Genomic DNA, 15,571 nt, shown 5'->3' on the forward strand with positions numbered 1-15,571 from the left:
AAGAATATCGGGAGCCATCTGGTTGGATGGCCCCGGTAACTGCCGGGCCTGTTATTATGTCCTTAGCTGACTATGTGCGCGAAACGCCGAAAACAAGTCCACCCTCAGGGGAATGGGTCTTATACACTTACTTCGCATTCACCAGTTGTCCGCGTGTAACCCCAAGCTGGTTTGTGGCCTTCAGGCTTTTCCAAACCTGGGTGCCGGAGATTTCACCACGCAGTGCGCGGCTGTAAAGGCTGATGACCTCTCCTACCTGCTCTGGAGTTTCCTCCAGGAACTCTACACGGAAAGAAGCTACGCCTAGCTCACGGAAGTGATTCAGGTATTCTGCACCGGACTGCTCGACCGCGTTATAGACGGTGTTGCGGCAGCCTTCGTCTACACGGACGGGATGGGACATGCCGATGCGGTCCTGCAAGGATGCACGCTGCTCCTCGCAAGGGCGGCCACAGTTCGTGTAATCTGTGCCTTCACTCATGAAGGTACAGTAGACACAGTGTTCGGTATGGAACATCGGCAGATGCTGATGGATGACCACCTCCATGCGGGAGGTGTCGCTGTGCCCGAGCAGATCAACCATCTGCTGGATGTTCAGGTCATATGACGGTGTCACCCTGTCACAACCGGCGTCCAGGAACAGGTCTACGGCTCTGTGATTGGCGATATTCAATGAGAAATCGCCGATCAGCCGGGGATGCGCAGCCTCCGGGTGCTCCATGCGGTGGCGCAGGTAATAATACAGCGCGCCGGTGTTGCGCACCAGCACAGCATCCGGCTGCAGCCGCAGGATGTTGGCATGGTAGCCGTTCTCGTTCGGCATATGGATGCGCGGGGTGGCCAGCGCAATGCTGGCCCCTGCTGCCCGCACAGCATCTACTGCCGCCGGGAACTGCTTGATGAACTCGAAATCGGCGTATATATTCGTTACGCCGGCTTCGAGCGCAGCCTGTACCTGCGGCAGGCTGCGGCACAGCGCGGTGAGCTCCGCTTCACCGCTGCCCGCTGCGGCGCCCCTGCGGGAGGTGCCGCCGTAGACCTCAACCTCCCGTTTCACATACACGGGAGGCTTCGGGCGCTCGCCCGCAAGCAGCTCCACCGCCTGACGGCGGATGCTGTTCAGCTCGCGCATGGGCACGATCACGTCGCCTTGCAGATGCGACTCCAGCGCTTCAAGCTGGAACAGGGTCCCGCCCAGGCGGCCGAATTGTTCTTCCAGCAGCGCGGTATCCATCGGACGCTTCTGCGCTGTCTCCAGCGCGAGCTCCGAATCCACACGGACAGTGACGTTCTTCTGAACGTCTGTCCACCAGGTCGTCAGCTTCTCGCCTGCGCAGCCCTGCACCCGCACATGAACCGGGAATACCCGGTACGGCTTCTCGGTCTCATACGACTGCCGCAGCGCCTTGTCGAGCGCCGGGTCGTTCGTCTTCCAGATGCGATCCCCCACATGCAGACGGCGCAGATCTACGTCATTCCGGCCCGGAACGATGTCAATAATCCATCCTTCGCCTGCTTCGCCCTCAAGCTTGACGCCCTTGCGGCGCAGATCGTAGATGCGGCCGCCTTCCTCCTTCTTCGTCGGATCTCCGGCGTCGAACACAATGCCGTCTCCACGTTTAAGCGGAGCATGAATGCGGCAGACCACGCCATCGCGCAGGATCTGCTCCACGGTGCCCAGATACACCCCCCGGCTCTTGGGGAAGGTGCCATCGACTAATTTCTTATTATTGGTACCTTCAAGGAAACCGTTCGTGAACCCGCGTGAGAAGCTCTGTTGCAGCTCACGCATATCCTCCTTCGAGGTAGGCGTCCAATTACCCTCAAAATACTTATCGATCGCCTTACGGTACTTACTGACCACATTAGCGACATACTCCGGGGTTTTGAGCCGGCCTTCGATTTTGAACGAAGTCACTCCGGCTTCAATCAGCTCCGGCATCAGGTCGATGGCGGCAAGATCCTTCGGCGACAACAGATAAGTCACATCGCCCATCGGCTTCACTTCACCGTCAATCATCAGATCATACGGCAGACGGCAAGCCTGAGCGCATTCCCCGCGGTTCGCCGAGCGGCCGCCCCACATTTCGGAGGTCAGACACTGGCCCGAATACGACACGCAGAGCGCACCATGCACGAATACCTCCATCGGCAGACGGGCTTGCTCGCCAATCGTGCGGATCTGCTTCAGATTATTTTCACGGCCGAGGACGACGCGTTCCAGCCCCCATGGCTTCGTGAATTCCACCGCTTCCGGCGAGGTAATCGTCATCTGCGTAGAACCATGAATCGGGAAGTCCGGCGAGATCTCGCGGATCATCTTCACCAGCCCCAGGTCCTGAACAATAACGGCATCCACACCCGCATCCACGCAGGCATCAATCAGTCCCTTGGCATCCGGCAGCTCATTCTCGAACACCAGTATATTAAAGGTCAGGAACCCCTTCACTCCATAGCTGTGCAGAAACGCCATAATCTCCGGCAGCTCGTCCATCCGGAAGTTGTTCGCTCTGGCCCGTGCATTAAATTTCTCTACGCCAAAAAAGACAGCATCCGCCCCGTTCGCCACCGCCGCACGCATGCAGTCCCAATCTCCCGCCGGAGCCAGCAGCTCTACGTCTTCTCTGCGTATTCCTTGCTCTTTCATTTATATCCTCCCAAACCGCCTGATGGCGGGTCATTTACAGCTTTTTAACTTATTAATTGTATCAAATATCACAGCTGTCTGCCAGTAAAATAGAAACACTTGGATTTTGCTTTCCATAAGATTCTATTTTAAAATAGTCCAGAAGCTCCTGCTTTAATAGACAAATGAAGAAGAACCTGCGTAAAATATGAATAGAAAAGATTAAATACGCAAAAGATCTCACGGTTCCCAATATTTATATACAGTAAAAGGAGAGTCGAAACCCATCATGAAAGGCATTATTCTTGCGGGAGGAAGCGGCACCCGCCTTTATCCACTGACAATGGTTACCAGTAAACAATTACTGCCGGTCTATGATAAACCCATGATCTATTATCCGCTGTCCACATTAATGCTGGCAGGCATCAAAGAAATTCTTATCATTTCTACCGCTGAGGATACACCGCGCTTTGAAAATTTACTTGGCGACGGCTCCCAGTTCGGAATCTCGTTGCAATATAAGATTCAGCCGAGTCCGGACGGGCTGGCGCAGGCTTTTATTCTGGGGGAAGACTTTATCGGGGAAGACTCCGTAGCTATGGTTCTCGGAGATAATATATATTACGGCAACGGTATGACCAAGATGTTGAAGCAAGCTGCCGATAAAACAAGCGGGGCGACTGTATTCGGCTATCATGTTCCCGATCCCGAACGTTTTGGTGTAGTGGAATTTGACGGAGACGGCAAGGTCCTCAGCATCGAAGAGAAACCGGAGCATCCAAAATCCAATTATGCGGTTACCGGCCTTTATTTTTATGACAACCGGGTAATTTCTATTGCTAAGGAAGTCAAGCCTTCACACCGTGGCGAGCTGGAAATCACTTCGATTAATGAAGCCTATCTGAAGCTGGGCGAGCTGGATGTTGCCCTGCTGGGACGCGGGTTTACCTGGCTAGATACCGGAACTCACCAGAGTCTGGTGGATGCCACCAACTTCGTCAGAACCATTGAAGACCATCAAGGGATCAAAATCTCCGCACCCGAAGAAATTGCTTATATCAATGGCTGGATTACCAAGGAACATCTCCTGGAATGCGGACATAAGCTGAGCAAGACCGGATACGGCCAATATTTAATTAAGGTCGCTACAGGTAAAATCCAATTTTAAACCATAGAAAGAGTGGATACGATGAAGTTTATCAAAACCAATCTGGAGGATGTTCTTGTCGTTGAACCGGCAGTCTTCGGGGACCACCGTGGCTGGTTCATGGAGACCTACAGCGAGGCCAAATTCCATGAACACAATCTCCGTTACCAGTTCGTTCAGGATAATCAATCCTATTCCGCTGTAAAAGGTACTTTGCGCGGACTTCACTTCCAGCTAAACCCGAAGGCACAGACCAAGCTTGTACGCTGCACACGCGGATCGATCTTTGATGTAGCTGTAGATATCCGTCAAGGCAGTCCTTCTTACGGCAAGTGGTTCGGCGTTGAGCTAAATGCTGAGAACAAGAAGCAGCTTCTCATCCCCAAAGGGTTCGCCCACGGCTTCATGACACTAACGGAGGATGTCGAGGTGCAGTACAAGTGCGATGAGCTGTACGCGCCTGAATGTGACGGCGGAATTCTGTGGAATGACCCTGAAATTGCCATTGAATGGCCGATCGATGTGATTCCTGTGCTGTCTGCCAAGGATGAACAAGCACCGCTGTTGAAGGATGTAAAGCATAATTTTGTTTATGAGGCTTAAGTAATTACATTCTTAGTAAATGCATTCGGATTAAAGCGATCTTTTCATTGTAATATCACAAAAACAACGTCCCGGCTCATCGGTAGCCCGGGACGTTATTTTATTTACCCCACCCAACCAAACGACCCCAGCACCCGCTCCAGCACCGCCTGCTGGCTCGCCGTGGCGTTGGCATCATTCAGTGTGACAGTAAGCGTATAGACCACATCGTTGCGGCTGAACACAATGATCTTCGTGCCCACCGGGATGCTGTTCTTGGTTTGCTCTACCGTGAGCATCGTAGCTGGTACACCGGCGAAGGTGGTTTCTGTGACGCTTTTCACCTGCGGGCCCTTAGGGTCTTGCTTGGTGTTCTGGTAATAGCTCTGGAGCTGGCTGACAGCATATTCTGGCGTAACCTCGGGACTGGCATAGAGCTGGAACCGGCCGCCGGTGAAGCGGTATTCCACGCTCTGACTCTCAAACAAATCCTGGACCGAACTCCACAGCCGCGGAATCTCGAGCTTGTAGCCGTAGGTCTTGGAGATCTTGGTGACCGACTTCTGGCTGAGCTGGGTATAATCCTCGGACGCCAGGCGTCCGAAGTTACTCTTCGTCTGGGCAAAATCAATATCGATCGAGTTCAGCACCTCTGTGAAGTGCGCCTGATCCCCACTCTGCCCGGGCCCGGAAGCCGCTACATATTCAAAATAATAACGGTACCCGTTCTTCAGCAGCAGAACTTGATATTCCGTACTCCACCCGCTGCCCGCGTTAAGCCCGATCTCATTAATCAGCGCCGGTTCACCTGAGACCTTGCCCGCTACGCTGTCCTTCAAGGTGTAGGCCTCGGTCACATAAGTGTCACGTAGCTGAGACCGCAGTTCCTCGTTCCAACTTGCCAGCGTGGAGCCTGCCGGGGCCGAGCTTACTTTTACACGCAGATAACTCCCCTGTTTGCCCGTATAATAGAGCTGCTGGTCATCCGCACTCCAGTCAGCAGGGACCTTAAGCGCAATCCCGTAGTCATCGTTGTACCCTTCGCGCAGCCCGTTGCGGATCGTGGAGAGGTCACGGATACTTCGGTCGGAAGCGTCAAAGGAAGGCTGGAACGAATTCAGCAACGCCGCATATTTGCCCAGGTCCTTATAATTGGCAGCATTGTCATCTGTCAGATAGATCTCATACAGCCTGCCTCCAGCATAATATTGCCTGCCCTCCCAAAGCGCGCCGCTCGAATCCTTGCTCACAGTCCGGGCATAAGGAACCTTGGCCTTAGATACAGCCTCCCGGTCCAGCACAATCTCCCCGCCGTCCTCCGAGGAGCGGACCAGATTCTCCAGCAGCCCTTCGGGATCAAGCGGAACGGCCAGCGGCGAAGCGTGCACCTCCAGATAGTACCCGTTCTCTGCACTCGTAAAAGTCGCTACGCTCTCATTCCCTCCGCTGTCGCCTACCACCAGCCCTGGCGGATAGTTCATACTCCACTCCAGATAACTGTTGCCGATCCGGGTTTTGCCGGCGTCGCTGTCAATTCCGCTCTGTGCTTCAACGTCTACTACTACTACTGGAGGAGATAACGTAACCAGTACCCCTCCGCCCTCCGCCGGAGTCATCCGCGCACCCAGCACCCCAGCCACGAACCTCAGCGGCACCATCAGCACACCGGATACCATACTCGGGGGCGCTGCGAGCTTGATTTTGACACCATCCTTCCAGGCAGTCGTACTGCCTATCGTCATCGCACCGGTATGAGGCCCGTACATTACCTTGACTACATCGTCGCCTGTGAGGGAGACGGTGCTGCCGAAGGCTTTTTTGAAAATTCCCAGCGGGACCAGCAGCGTTCCATTCTCAGAAAAAGGCTTCGGAATGGTGACCGGCTTCCCGTTAACTGTTGCAGCTGTACTGCCCGCTCGAATACTAAACTGTAGCAATGCCCCCTCTGCCGCCCGGGCCCTTCCCACGGGAAATAGGCTGAGCAGCAACAATAGGACTACAATAATAGACACTCCGCGCCGTATATGCCCCGTTCTGCTGCCCGGCCCGGCTGTATCTGCCGTTACCTCACTCTGTCGTCTGATCATCCGTATCCCCCTCCGCCTTAGCAGCATTAACCAGAGGGTCGCCTTGTCCAAGAACAAGGCTTCTGGCTACGATATCGCCGTCACTCTGCATCAGAAGCTTGACCACTGCCCCCGGCTTGTACTGTCTGAATAATTCATTAACGTCAACAAGTGAAGTCACCCGGTGTCCGTCTATGGCATATAGTGCATCTCCCGCCGTAATTCCTGCCTTGCGCGCTTCTGCCGTAAGCACCTTCGTCACTGTTAACGGCTCCTGCCCAGGCAGTCCGACAATTACGGGCCAGCTCTCCTCAAGCTCAATTCCGAGGCTCGGACGCCGGACCTCTCCATATTGGAGCAGCTGATTCATGATGTACTTCACCGTATCTGCGGGAATCGAGAAGCCCATATTCTCCACACCCACGGCTGCGAACTTCATGCTGTTGACCCCGAGTACCTCCCCCTTCATATTGACCAGCGGTCCTCCGCTGTTGCCGGGATTGATGGCCGTATCGCTCTGGATCAGCCGGTACGCCGCATCCACCGAACGGTTAAGACCGCTGATCACACCTACAGTAGCCGAATTTCTCAGGGAAAAGGAGATCGGCGTCCCGATTGCGATAACCTTCTCCCCTACCTGAAGCTTGGCGGCGCTGCCTGCGAAGGTTGCGGGTTTTAAGGCTTTGGCTTTGATTTTGACCAATGCAAGATCACTGAATTCGTCCGAGTATGTATCTGTGATGTTATAGCTCGTCCCGTCTGAGGTGACCACTACCGCCTTCTCCAGCCCGGCCATCACATGGGCATTGGTAATGATCCATCCGTCTGCTCTGACGATAATTCCGGAGCCGTGGGTCAGATTGTAACGGTCATCCGGTCCGCCGGTTTCTCCGCCCGCTTTGCCTATAATGCCGACTACAGACGGCGAGACTGTACTTATGATTTGCGGAACCGGGTCTGCTGCTGCAGGCTGGCTCCATTGCCCCTTGCTCTCCTTTTGCACCTTACCTGCTTGTCCGGCCTTCATTACGTTCACAGCCGTGCCTCTCTCAGCCGCTAATGCTCCTGTCCCGCCGTAGCCCGCCCCATGAACCACACCGGCTGGACCTATGAATCCCGACAATAATAACAACAGAATACCCGGCAGTACCACACTACCTCGGGCAATCCCGCTCCTCCCCATTCCCATGGCTCTCCCCTTCTTTCCTGCGCGCGAAGCATATGAATTCTTATCTTCAAAAAAAGACGCCTTTAGGATCGCCGCTGGCGGTAAAGGTGTCTTTAAGATGAGCTTGCCTCTGAGGTTATGTGTGCCTTACTCTAGCTGAACCAGTTCAGAATCATTGCATAATCGGATACCACAAAAACCAGCAGGCTTACCACTGCAAAACCGATGGCAAACTTGTTCTTCTGCGGAGCTCTAAGCAGCCGGACCACACCGATAAGTATCAGGATCGTGAATACAATCATAAACGCATCGAAGGTATGAAATTTAGACGGTTCTTGCGCGGCAGCTTCTGCAAGCAGCATGGCAATCCCTCCCTGAGAGTGTTGTCAAGCAAGTTTCTCTAATCCATATCACCTTCTATGTTATCGTTACCATTTCCGTCACGCAATAGAAATATTTTAAAAATGGCGTATTTGTCACAAAAAAGTTTCCTCATGGCTAAATCGCGCCTCGGATTGGCGATATTCATCATTGACCGCTGTTTTTTTCAATTTTCAATGAGCCAATCCACCTCAATCCAGCCTACAGCTGCTGCTATTCAATCAACGCAAAAGCTTCTCATTAAATCTTACGGTGGACATGCTATAGATATGCCTGTTTGGACTTGGTGGATTGGGTGGACTAGGTGGACCTCTATACCACGAAATCACACTATTTTAACACCTTTAATTAAATTTTCATTAATGAGCGCTAAATCGCTATCCACCATCATCTTGACCAATTGTTCAAATGTAATCTCCCGTTCCCAGCCTAGCTTTTCTTTTGCCTTGGAGCAATCGCCCAGCAGTATATCCACTTCAGCAGGTCTAACAAATCTCTGATCAACCACAACATAATCTTTCCAATCCAGTCCTACATGAGTAAATGCGATATCTACAAGTTCTTCAATCGTATGTGTCTCCGCAGTCGAGATTACGAAATCATCCGCTTTATCCTGCTGAAGCATCAGCCACATCGCTTTAACATAATCCCCTGCAAAGCCCCAATCTCTTTTTGCATCCAGATTTCCCATCCGGAGTTCCGTTTGCAGACCCAGTTTTATTCTCGCCACAGCATCAGATACTTTGCGGGTTACAAATTCAATGCCGCGACGTGGCGATTCATGGTTGAACAAGATTCCAGAACAAGCAAACATGTTATAGCTTTCTCTATAATTAACAGTAATCCAGTGACCATAAACTTTAGCTACACCATATGGACTTCGTGGATAAAATGGGGTCGTTTCTTTCTGTGGTGTTGCTACTACTTTACCGAACATTTCACTGCTTGAGGCTTGATAAAATCTCGCTTCCGGTTTAGTCAAACGCACCGCCTCGAGCAAATTGGTAACACCCATTCCAGTAGCCTGAGCAGTTGCAACGGGTTGAACCCAAGAGGTTGCTACGAAAGACTGGGCGGCCAGGTTATAGACTTCATCCGGATCTGAGATGCTCACCGCTCTCATCAGTGACCCCAGATCCAGCAAATCCCCTTCAATAAATTCGATTTCATTCTTTAGATGTCCGATGTTATCCATAATTGGTATACTTGTTCTACGGCGCAAACCGAATACTTTATATCCTTTTGACAAGAGAAGCTCTGCTAAATAAGATCCATCTTGTCCTGTAATCCCTGTAATTAATGCACGCTTTGTCACTTCAAATCCCCCTTTTTCATAAGTAATAAGGCTTACTGATACCTATTAACAAAGCCTGCAGAATATGTCTAAGCCAGCCCTCCGCAGAAATCCATCTCGAGAATCGGTATACATTATTTAGAAAGAGCGGTGACCCCTGCTTGAAATACATTGAATTCGGAATCGGAAACACATGGTGGGTGCGAACAGAGATTGAACAGCCCGATGGCACAGAGGTCGAAGCACAGGGGATCGTCCGGCCGATTATCTTCCGTTCCTTATATCTCAGAGTCTGGATCGGAAGAACAGTCTGGATTGCGGACTCACAGGAAGGGTTCAAACGGGGATCTAAGACTGCCCGCCGGTTTAAAATTATCTTGGGCATCCGCAGTGAGTTGTAGCGGGAGAGCAGATCATGTAAAATCCAGACCGGATAACATTACTGTTGATTACTTAAAGAATGCATTCAGTTTGTAGCGAACCCTCAGAGATAAGTGTATTCTGTGCAACTAAAAACAATAAAACGGAAGGCTTTCCTCTTCTAATTGTAGTTTGTACAACTACATTTGCCCGAATGGGTGAAAATTCAGGTATTGAGGCATTTTAATTGCACGAAATACAGCTAAACAGAGATTCGGCGGCACATCCGGCGATTTAGTTGTACAGATTACAATTAAGCCTACCTTTGCACTTAATCGGCGCGCTCGTCCTGGCTCTCATTACGTATGAAACGTGTGAAACCTGCCGCCATATTAAAATCCCCCATGCTCTCCTGTAAGAAGAGTCATGGGGGATTGGGGTTCTACAGTTACACCGTCTCTGAAGTCTGCAGCTCCATAGCCTGTGTGCGTTCCGTATCACGGATCAGGACAGGCTTCAGGTAGCGGCCAGTGTAGGATTCTTCAACAGTAATCAGCTTCTCTGGTGTTCCGGTGGCCAGGACCGTACCGCCGCCGCTGCCGCCTTCCGGCCCCATATCGATGATGTAGTCGGCCGTCTTGATGACATCGAGATTATGCTCGATGACCAGTACCGATTCGCCGGAATCGACCAGACGGTGCAGCACCTCCAGCAGACGGCCGATGTCGTCGACATGCAGGCCGGTTGTCGGCTCATCCAGGATATAGAGGGTCTTGCCGGTACTGCGGCGGTACAGCTCGGAAGCCAGCTTCACACGCTGGGCTTCGCCGCCGGACAGGGTGGTTCCCGGTTGGCCAATGTTGATATAGCCCAGACCTACATCCAGCAAGGTCTGCATTTTGCGGTGAATCTTGGGAATATTCTTGAAGAACTCCGTGGCATCCTCCACCGTCATCTCCAGCACATCCGAGATATTCTTGCCTTTATATTTCACTTCCAGCGTCTCGCGGTTATACCGTTTGCCTTTGCAGACTTCACAAGGTACGTAGACATCCGGCAGAAAGTGCATCTCAATCTTGATAATGCCGTCTCCACGGCATGCCTCACAGCGGCCGCCCTTCACATTGAAGCTGAAGCGCCCCTTCTGGAAGCCGCGCACCTTGGCCTCGTTCGTCTTGGAGAACAGGTCGCGGATATCATCGAACACACCTGTATACGTAGCCGGATTGGAACGCGGAGTACGTCCAATGGGGGACTGATCAATCTCAATGACCTTGTCCAGATTCTCCAGGCCGCGGATCTCTTTGTGCAAGCCGGGACGGACCTTGACCGCCTTGTTCAGCTGGCGGGCCAGACTCTTGTAGAGAATCTCGTTAATGAGCGAAGATTTGCCGGAGCCGGATACGCCGGTTACCGCTGTGAAGACACCTAGTGGAATCTTAACATTCACATTCTTCAGGTTATTCTCTTTCGCTCCGCGAATCTCGATCCAGCGTTCATTGTCGGTTGGCCGCCGCTTGGCCGTCACCGGGATGAACTTGCGTCCGCTCAAGTATTCACCGGTCAGGGAACCGGGGTCCTTCATAATTTCCTCCGGTGTTCCTTGGGCAATGACCTGACCGCCGTGTTTGCCGGCACCCGGTCCAATGTCGATAATATAGTCAGCCGCCATCATGGTATCCTCATCATGCTCAACAACGATGAGCGTATTGCCCAGGTCACGCATATGGGCCAGCGTGGCAATCAGCCGGTCATTGTCCCGCTGATGCAGGCCGATACTTGGCTCATCCAGAATATAGAGGACGCCCATTAGACTGGAGCCAATCTGGGTAGCCAGCCTGATGCGCTGGGCTTCCCCGCCGGATAGAGAACCTGCTGCCCGGCTAAGGGTCAGGTAGTTCAGCCCCACATTCACCAGGAAGCCGAGCCGGCTGCTGATTTCCTTGAGGATCAGATTGGCAATCGCTGTTTCTTTCTCACTAAGCTTGAGGTCTGCGAAGAAGTCCAGGCAATCCCCAATCGAAAGATCCGTCACATCCGCAACATTCTGCTCATTGATGGTCACCGCCAGAATCTCTTTCTTGAGCCGCTTTCCCTTGCATGAATGGCAAGGTTTGGCGCTCATGAAGCCTTCTATAAACTCGCGGATACCTTCCGAGGCTGTATCACGGTACCGGCGCTCCAGATTCGGAATAATGCCCTCAAACGCAACCAGGGCGTCTTTGCGCTGGCCGAAGTCGTTCTCATACCGGAAACGGATCTTCTCGCTGCCCGTTCCGTGCAGCAGCTTGTTCATATGCTCCGGCGACAGGCTGCTTACGGGTACATTCTGCGGAATCTTGAAATGCTCGCACACGGATTTCAGGAACTGCGGATAGTAGTTCGACGTACTGCCTGTCCAGGCCAGGAAAGCTCCTTCTTCAATGGATTTCTCTGTATCCGGGATCAGCAGATCGGGATCGACTACCATATTCATTCCCAGTCCGTCACACTCAGGGCAGGCTCCGAATGGGCTGTTGAAGGAGAACATGCGCGGCGCCAGCTCTTCTATGCTGAATCCGCAGACCGGACAAGCAAAGCTGGCACTGAACAGCAGCTCTTCCTGGCCCATCACATCAACGAGAATCTGACCACCCGACAGCTTCAGGGCAGTTTCAAGCGAATCGGTAAGCCGGGTTTCGATATCATCCTTAATCACAATCCGGTCCACGACAACCTCAATGGTATGCTTCTTATTCTTCTCCAGTACAATATCTTCCGTCACTTCCCGCAGCTCACCATCCACACGTACACGGACGAAGCCTTGCTTCGAGATATCGGTGAACAAGCCTTTATGCTCACCCTTACGGCCGGAAATGACCGGGGCCAGAATCTGCAGACGGGTCTTCTCCGGGTATTGCATGATCCGGTCCACCATCTGTTCAACGGTCTGCGAAGTGATCTCTATGCCATGATCCGGACAATGCGGATGGCCAATCCGGGCAAAGAGCAGCCGCAGATAATCATAGATTTCGGTAACCGTCCCTACCGTGGAACGCGGGTTACGGCTAGTCGTCTTCTGGTCAATCGATATGGCCGGGGAGAGTCCGTCGATGGAATCCACATCCGGCTTCTCCATCTGGCCCAGGAACTGGCGCGCATAGGCAGACAACGACTCGACATACCGGCGTTGACCCTCGGCGTAGATGGTGTCGAAGGCCAGGGAGGATTTGCCCGAGCCGCTCAGTCCCGTCAGCACGACGAAGCGGTCACGCGGAATCGTTACGTCGATGTTCTTGAGGTTATGGGCCCTCGCGCCCTTGATTACTATACTTTCATGTGCCAACGGTACCTCTCCTTTAAGAGAAAATTAAAATTCAAAACATTTTGGGAAAATATTTTCGATCCCTCCCAAACCCTCCCTTCCAAGGGAGGGCCCCAAGGGTTGCACCCTCTGGACACCCGCAAGCTCGGCGGAAGGAATTAGGCGGGTGAATGGACGACTACTGGGGCTATGAGCCCGCTAACCCCTACGGGGCCGCTATACTTCAAGATCAGGCTACGGCTCGCTGCCGCTTGCCGCAGACGCTGTCCCTTCGGGATACGCGCTAAGGGCTTAACTGCACGCTGTCCTTGCGGGATACGTGCTTAGGGCTTGAGTGCACGCTGTCCCTGCGGGATACGCGCTAAGAGCTTAACTGCGGGCTGTTCCTGCGGAATGCGCAAAGAGCTTCAACAGCACGCTGTCCCTCCGGGATACGCGCAAAGGGCTTGACTGCGGGCTGTTCCTGCGGAATGCGCAAAGAGCTTCAACAGCACGCTGTCCCTCCGGGATACGCGCTAAGTGCTCAACTGCGGGCTGTCCCTCCGGGATATGCAAGGGCATGGCCCCTTTATCTTCAAAAGGAACGGCCTGAATAGCGCCGTTCCCTGGATCGTTAACTTCAGCGGCGGGTTACTCTGCCCGCAGCTCAAGCAAGGCATCGCGCAGCTCGGCGGCGCGCTCGAATTGCAGGTTCTTGGCGGCGTCCTTCATCTCGGCCTCCAGACGCTGCATCAGGCTCTGCTTGTCTTTCTTGTTCAGCTTGCCGCCGACACCTGTGAGATAATCGGCCTTGGACTCGGCCACCTTGGTCGCCTCGATGATATCGCGCACCTTCTTGTTGATGGTCGTCGGGGTAATCCCGTGCTTCTCATTATGGGCGATTTGAATCTCGCGCCGCCGCTGGGTCTCGCTCATGGCCTTCTCCATGGAGTCCGTAATGCGGTCCCCGTACATAATGACCCGGCCCTCCGAGTTACGGGCGGCACGGCCGATCGTCTGGATCAGCGAACGCTCGGAACGGAGGAAGCCTTCCTTGTCGGCATCCAGAATCGCGACCAGCGACACCTCCGGCAGGTCAAGACCCTCTCTGAGCAGGTTAATACCGACCAATACGTGGAATGTGCCCAGACGGAGATCACGCAGTATCGCCATCCGCTCCAGTGTCTTGATATCGGAGTGCATATAACGTACCTTGATGCCAATCTCCTTGAAGTAATCCGTCAGGTCCTCAGACATCTTCTTCGTAAGAGTGGTAACGAGAACACGCTCATCGCGCTCTACCCGGTCACGGATTTCATTGATGAGATCATCGATCTGCCCTTCGGTAGGGCGCACTTCAATGATCGGATCAAGCAGACCGGTAGGACGGATAATTTGCTGAACCATCGTGTCGCAATGCTCCATCTCATAAGGTCCCGGTGTTGCGGACACGTATACAATCTGGCTCACCTTGTCTTCGAATTCCTCGAATTGCAGCGGACGGTTATCCAGCGCAGACGGCAGGCGGAACCCGTGTTCTACAAGGACTGTCTTACGCGCACGGTCACCGTTATACATCGCCCTGATCTGCGGCAGCGTCACATGAGACTCGTCAATCACAATCAGCATGTCATCCGGGAAATAGTCCATCAGTGTATAAGGAGTCGCTCCCGGCTCACGGAAGGTAAGCGGACCGGAATAGTTCTCGATCCCCGAACAGAAGCCGACTTCCTTCATCATCTCGATATCATAACGGGTCCGCTGCTCCAGCCGCTGGGCCTCCAGCAGCTTGCCCGCTTCACGGAGCACAGCCAGCCGCTCCTCCAGCTCACGCTCAATATTAACCAGCGCGACACGCATGGTCTCTTCCTGGGTAACGAAGTGGGACGCCGGGAAAATCGCGATATGATCACGTTCGCCGATCAGCTCGCCTGTCAGAACATCAATCTCCGTAATCCGTTCGATCTCGTCTCCGAACAGCTCTACCCGGATCGCATGCTCGCCCTGGGATGCCGGGAAGATCTCAACGACATCCCCGCGCACACGGAACGTACCGCGCACAAAATTAATATCATTACGCTGATACTGGATATCTACAAGCCGGCTCAGAATCTGATTACGCGGCTTCTCCATCCCTACCCGCAGCGAGAGCAGCAGGCTTCCGTATTCCTGCGGCGAACCGAGACCATAAATACAGGACACGCTCGCCACGATAATGACGTCACGGCGTTCGAACAGTGAGCTCGTTGCCGAGTGGCGGAGCTTGTCGATTTCTTCATTTATGCTGGAGTCTTTCTCAATGTAGGTATCGGAGGAAGGGATGTACGCCTCTGGCTGGTAATAATCGTAGTAACTGACGAAGTAATCCACGGAATTGCTCGGAAAAAATTCTTTGAACTCACTCGCCAGCTGCGCAGCAAGCGTCTTGTTGTGCGCAATAACCAGCGTGGGGCGGTTCAACTTGGAAATCACTTGTGCGATGGTAAAGGTCTTGCCTGTACCTGTCGCTCCCAGCAGCGTCTGGTGCTTCTTGCCCTGCCGGATGCCGTCCAATAACTCTTCTATGGCATGAGGCTGATCGCCCTGGGGTGTATACTCGGACTCCAGTTCAAAAGTCTTCGTACTGACGACAATATCACTCATTTGCCCGTCTCCCCTCTATCG

The 15,571-nt window shown here is 53.1% G+C and carries 10 protein-coding genes; 3 read left to right on the top strand and 7 right to left on the bottom strand.

All coding sequences use genetic code 11. From position 1 onward, the window contains the following. Nucleotides 1–127: 127 nt before the first annotated feature. The gene (locus MKX51_RS28275) at nucleotides 128–2,647 is read right to left on the bottom strand and encodes a DUF3656 domain-containing U32 family peptidase (protein ID WP_340994658.1); all 2,520 of its coding nucleotides are present in this window, start codon (nucleotides 2,645–2,647) and stop codon (nucleotides 128–130) included. Between the two features lie 268 nt (nucleotides 2,648–2,915). Between MKX51_RS28275 and rfbA the strand changes: the two genes are divergently transcribed. Together rfbA and rfbC are read left to right on the top strand one after the other, a co-directional pair. Continuing rightward, nucleotides 2,916–3,794 carry a glucose-1-phosphate thymidylyltransferase RfbA gene (gene rfbA / locus MKX51_RS28280; protein ID WP_340994659.1) on the top strand — a complete coding sequence of 293 codons (879 nt, stop codon included), beginning with the start codon at nucleotides 2,916–2,918 and terminating at the stop codon, nucleotides 3,792–3,794. A gap of 21 nt (nucleotides 3,795–3,815) precedes the next feature. After that, on the top strand, nucleotides 3,816–4,376 hold the full coding sequence (rfbC, locus tag MKX51_RS28285; RefSeq protein WP_340994660.1) for a dTDP-4-dehydrorhamnose 3,5-epimerase: 561 nt from the start codon (nucleotides 3,816–3,818) through the stop codon (nucleotides 4,374–4,376). A 104-nt stretch (nucleotides 4,377–4,480) separates the two neighbouring features. Here the strand turns inward: rfbC and MKX51_RS28290 are convergent, their stop codons facing one another. From MKX51_RS28290 to gmd, 4 genes are all read right to left on the bottom strand, one after another. Then, nucleotides 4,481–6,442, bottom strand: coding sequence for a stalk domain-containing protein (locus MKX51_RS28290; protein ID WP_340994661.1), 1,962 nt, complete (start codon nucleotides 6,440–6,442; stop codon nucleotides 4,481–4,483). Continuing rightward, complete coding sequence (locus MKX51_RS28295; RefSeq protein WP_340995738.1) at nucleotides 6,423–7,604, bottom strand: S1C family serine protease; 1,182 nt, start codon at nucleotides 7,602–7,604, stop codon at nucleotides 6,423–6,425. Before MKX51_RS28295 ends, MKX51_RS28290 begins: the two co-directional genes overlap by 20 nt. 137 nt (nucleotides 7,605–7,741) lie before the next feature. After that, nucleotides 7,742–7,951: a hypothetical protein gene (locus MKX51_RS28300; protein ID WP_340946667.1), complete on the bottom strand. Its 210-nt coding sequence runs from the start codon at nucleotides 7,949–7,951 to the stop codon at nucleotides 7,742–7,744. A gap of 344 nt (nucleotides 7,952–8,295) precedes the next feature. Beyond that, a complete protein-coding gene (gene gmd, locus MKX51_RS28305) occupies nucleotides 8,296–9,285 on the bottom strand; it encodes a GDP-mannose 4,6-dehydratase (protein ID WP_340994662.1) in 990 nt (329 codons plus the stop codon). Nucleotides 9,286–9,425: 140 nt separating this feature from the next. Between gmd and MKX51_RS28310 the strand changes: the two genes are divergently transcribed. Then, the gene (locus MKX51_RS28310) at nucleotides 9,426–9,665 is read left to right on the top strand and encodes a DUF3977 family protein (RefSeq protein ID WP_340994663.1); all 240 of its coding nucleotides are present in this window, start codon (nucleotides 9,426–9,428) and stop codon (nucleotides 9,663–9,665) included. A gap of 407 nt (nucleotides 9,666–10,072) precedes the next feature. Here MKX51_RS28310 and uvrA read toward each other — a convergent pair whose 3' ends face one another. After that, the gene (gene uvrA / locus MKX51_RS28315; RefSeq protein WP_340946664.1) at nucleotides 10,073–12,949 is read right to left on the bottom strand and encodes an excinuclease ABC subunit UvrA; all 2,877 of its coding nucleotides are present in this window, start codon (nucleotides 12,947–12,949) and stop codon (nucleotides 10,073–10,075) included. A 609-nt stretch (nucleotides 12,950–13,558) separates the two neighbouring features. Beyond that, the gene (gene uvrB, locus MKX51_RS28320; protein WP_076080117.1) at nucleotides 13,559–15,550 is read right to left on the bottom strand and encodes an excinuclease ABC subunit UvrB; all 1,992 of its coding nucleotides are present in this window, start codon (nucleotides 15,548–15,550) and stop codon (nucleotides 13,559–13,561) included. Between the last annotated feature and the right edge of the window lie 21 nt (nucleotides 15,551–15,571).

The organism is Paenibacillus sp. FSL M7-0420, assembly GCF_038002345.1.
Classification (GTDB): Bacteria; Bacillota; Bacilli; order Paenibacillales; family Paenibacillaceae; genus Paenibacillus_AQ.

What these genes read in the sequence shown, in the direction of transcription:
- MKX51_RS28275 (WP_340994658.1), bottom strand. Translation starts at nt 2,647, where the DNA reads ATGAAAGAGCAAGGAATACGCAGAGAAGACGTAGAGCTGCTGGCTCCG.
- rfbA (WP_340994659.1), top strand. Translation starts at nt 2,916, where the DNA reads ATGAAAGGCATTATTCTTGCGGGAGGAAGCGGCACCCGCCTTTATCCA.
- rfbC (WP_340994660.1), top strand. Translation starts at nt 3,816, where the DNA reads ATGAAGTTTATCAAAACCAATCTGGAGGATGTTCTTGTCGTTGAACCG.
- MKX51_RS28290 (WP_340994661.1), bottom strand. Translation starts at nt 6,442, where the DNA reads ATGATCAGACGACAGAGTGAGGTAACGGCAGATACAGCCGGGCCGGGC.
- MKX51_RS28295 (WP_340995738.1), bottom strand. Translation starts at nt 7,604, where the DNA reads ATGGGGAGGAGCGGGATTGCCCGAGGTAGTGTGGTACTGCCGGGTATT.
- MKX51_RS28300 (WP_340946667.1), bottom strand. Translation starts at nt 7,951, where the DNA reads ATGCTGCTTGCAGAAGCTGCCGCGCAAGAACCGTCTAAATTTCATACC.
- uvrB (WP_076080117.1), bottom strand. Translation starts at nt 15,550, where the DNA reads ATGAGTGATATTGTCGTCAGTACGAAGACTTTTGAACTGGAGTCCGAG.